This is a genomic window from Microbacterium sp. Bi128, from assembly GCF_918698205.1.
Window position 1 is genome coordinate 1 of the sequence record NZ_CAKKMM010000630.1, and the last position, 2,835, is coordinate 2,835.

Genomic DNA, 2,835 nt, shown 5'->3' on the forward strand with positions numbered 1-2,835 from the left:
AGCTGGTGGACGCCCTGGAAGAGCTCGACGACGTCCAGAACGTGTACAGCAACGCCGACCTCAGCGACGAAGTGCAGGCCGCACTGGAAGCCGAGTGACCCGCTCACCCAAACGTGACTTTTGGGGCCCGGTCTTGACGGCCCAACCGTGACGCTGCGCGTGTTGGGGGTCGACCCGGGCCTCACCCGTTGCGGGATCGGCGTTGTCGACGTGGAGCGGAACCGGCGGGCCACTTTGGTGGCCTTCGGCGTTGTGGGCACCTCACCCGAGGAGAGCCTGGACCAGCGGCTGCTGGTCATCGCCACGTCCATCGACGAGTGGCTGGACCGCTACGAACCCCAGGTCCTCGCCGTGGAGCGGGTCTTTTCCCAGCTCAACGTCAGCACGGTCATGGGGGTGGCGCAGGCCTCCGGTGTGGTCATTGCGGCCGCCGCGCGCCGTGGCATCCCGGTGGCTCTGCACACCCCGTCCGAGGTCAAGGCAGCCGTGACGGGAAGCGGGACCTCGAACAAGGATGCGGTCACCAAGCTGGTGACCAAGATCCTCCGGCTGGACGCGCCTCCGCGCCCTGCCGACGCCGCCGACGCCCTTGCGTTGGCCATCACCCACGCTTGGCGGGCCGGCAGCGGGGCCGCCGTAGCCACGACTGGGCCGGGCAGCCAGTCCCTCACTCCGGCGCAGCGGGCGTGGGCGGACGCGGAGGCAAAAGCGCGCCGTGCGCGCTGAATGTCCGGCTGTGACGCCGCGGGGCTTGGTAGGGTATTCGTAGATATGTTCGGATAGCCGGCGTGCCCGGCTGTACGTTCTTTCATCACCCAGTTGTAGACGCCAGTTAGACCAGGAGCCCGGCCTTGATCAGTTTTCTTCGTGGAACCGTTGCGCATGTTGGCCTGTCCTCCGCCGTGATCGACCTCAACGGCGCCGGCATGAGCGTCAACGCCACACCGCAGACCCTCAGCGGCCTCCGGGTGGGTGAGGAGGGAAAACTATTCACGTCCCTGATCGTGCGGGAAGACTCGCTGACCCTGTTCGGCTTCGCCAGCGATGACGAACGCGAGGTGTTTGATGTGCTCCTCAGCGTCAGCGGAGTCGGTCCCCGCCTCGCACTGGCGGTGCTGGCCGTCCACGAGCCCGAAGCCATCCGGGTGGCCGCCCACTCCGGCGACGGCAAGGCCTTCACGAAGGTCCCCGGCATCGGACCGAAGGTGGCCGGCCGGATCGTGCTCGAACTAGCCGGCAAGCTTGTGCCGCACGGCACCGCCGGCGCACCTGTCGCGGCCGTGTCCGCCGAATCCGTCTGGAAGCCGCAGGTGGTGGCCGCGATGACCAGCCTGGGCTGGTCCGAAAAGGATGCCACGGCCAGCATCGACAAGTCCCTTGCCGATTCCCCGGACCTCGCGGCGAACGGCAATGTGGCGGAGATTCTCCGCGCGACGCTGCGCTGGCTGGGCCAGGACGGCGCCCGCGCCGGGAACCGGGTAGGCGCGCGTGGCTGAGCCGTCGATCGTCGCCGGGGGAGAGGAACCGGAGGAGCGGGTCATCGAAGCCGCCCTGCGGCCCAAGAACCTGCACGACTTCGTGGGCCAGCACCGGGTCCGCAAGCAGCTCTCCCTCGTGTTGGAGGCCTCGCGCATGCGTGGGCGCAGCGCGGACCACGTGCTGCTCTCGGGCCCTCCCGGCCTGGGCAAGACCACACTGTCCATGATCATCGCCGCCGAAATGAACGTTCCGCTGCGGATCAGCAGCGGCCCGGCCATCCAACACGCGGGCGACCTTGCGGCCATCCTGTCCTCACTCTCTGAGGGCGAGGTCCTGTTCCTGGATGAAATCCACCGCATGTCCCGGCCGGCCGAGGAAATGCTGTACATGGCGATGGAAGATTTCCGCGTCGATATCGTCGTCGGCAAGGGCGCCGGCGCCACGGCCATTCCGCTGGAGCTGCCGCCCTTCACGCTCGTCGGCGCCACCACGCGGGCCGGCCTCCTACCCGGCCCGCTGCGGGACCGGTTCGGTTTCACCGGCCACCTCGAGTTTTACTCCGTCGAGGAGCTGGAACTGGTCCTGCGCCGCTCCGCCGGCCTGCTGGACCTGAAGGTCAACTCCGCCGGATTCAGCGAGATTGCCGGCCGGTCCCGGGGCACGCCGCGCATCGCCAACCGGCTCCTGCGCCGGGTCCGGGACTGGGCGCTTGTGCACGGCATCGAGCAAATCGACGCGCGGGCGGCCTCCGCGGCCCTGGACATGTATGAGGGGGACAAGCGGGGCCTGGACCGGCTGGAAAGTGCCGTTCTCGAGGCCCTCATCACCAAGTTCGGCGGCGGCCCGGTAGGCCTGTCCACGCTCGCGATCGCCGTCGGCGAGGAAACGGAGACCGTGGAAACGGTCGCCGAGCCCTATCTGGTGCGCGAAGGACTCCTGGGCCGGACGCCGCGCGGCCGGATAGCCCTGGCGCCGGCATGGACGCACCTGGGCTTCGCCATTCCGGCCGGCGCCTTCGGCCAGGACCCGCTGGAACTGTTCCAGGCCGACGAGCCGGGCGAGAGCCCGATCGGCGGGTCCGGTGGGGATCTCGGCGAAGAAACCGATCCTCAGTGGATCCGAAACAGCCGCTAGCACCGTTCTTTCAGCTTTTCCCTTTAGACTGGTATGACGCTCGGCACGTCCGGGTTTTGTTTCCGTGGGCGGAGAGCAGGTAGCCGCCGGCGGTCTGGGGGACGGTCTCGCGGCCAGTTTGCTGCGCAGACCCCTGCCCGCGCCGTCAGGAGCAAACGGACGTTGCTGAAACACAGCTATGCAAGTACAGAACGGAACTTTCCCCTTGGATCTAATGACAAT

At 68.0% G+C, this 2,835-nt stretch carries 3 protein-coding genes and 1 pseudogene; all 4 read left to right on the top strand.

The features are described from left to right. Window positions 1–98: pseudogene (locus LQV45_RS24005) on the top strand (YebC/PmpR family DNA-binding transcriptional regulator); the annotation flags it as partial. Between the two features lie 49 nt (window positions 99–147). Further along, complete coding sequence (gene ruvC, locus LQV45_RS24010) at window positions 148–726, top strand: crossover junction endodeoxyribonuclease RuvC (RefSeq protein ID WP_079554348.1); 579 nt, start codon at window positions 148–150, stop codon at window positions 724–726. Between the two features lie 125 nt (window positions 727–851). Then, the gene (ruvA, locus tag LQV45_RS24015) at window positions 852–1,496 is read left to right on the top strand and encodes a Holliday junction branch migration protein RuvA (RefSeq protein ID WP_018773177.1); all 645 of its coding nucleotides are present in this window, start codon (window positions 852–854) and stop codon (window positions 1,494–1,496) included. Next, the gene (gene ruvB / locus LQV45_RS24020; RefSeq protein ID WP_230009135.1) at window positions 1,489–2,613 is read left to right on the top strand and encodes a Holliday junction branch migration DNA helicase RuvB; all 1,125 of its coding nucleotides are present in this window, start codon (window positions 1,489–1,491) and stop codon (window positions 2,611–2,613) included. The genes ruvA and ruvB overlap by 8 nt, the downstream gene beginning before the upstream one ends. Window positions 2,614–2,835: the final 222 nt, after the last annotated feature.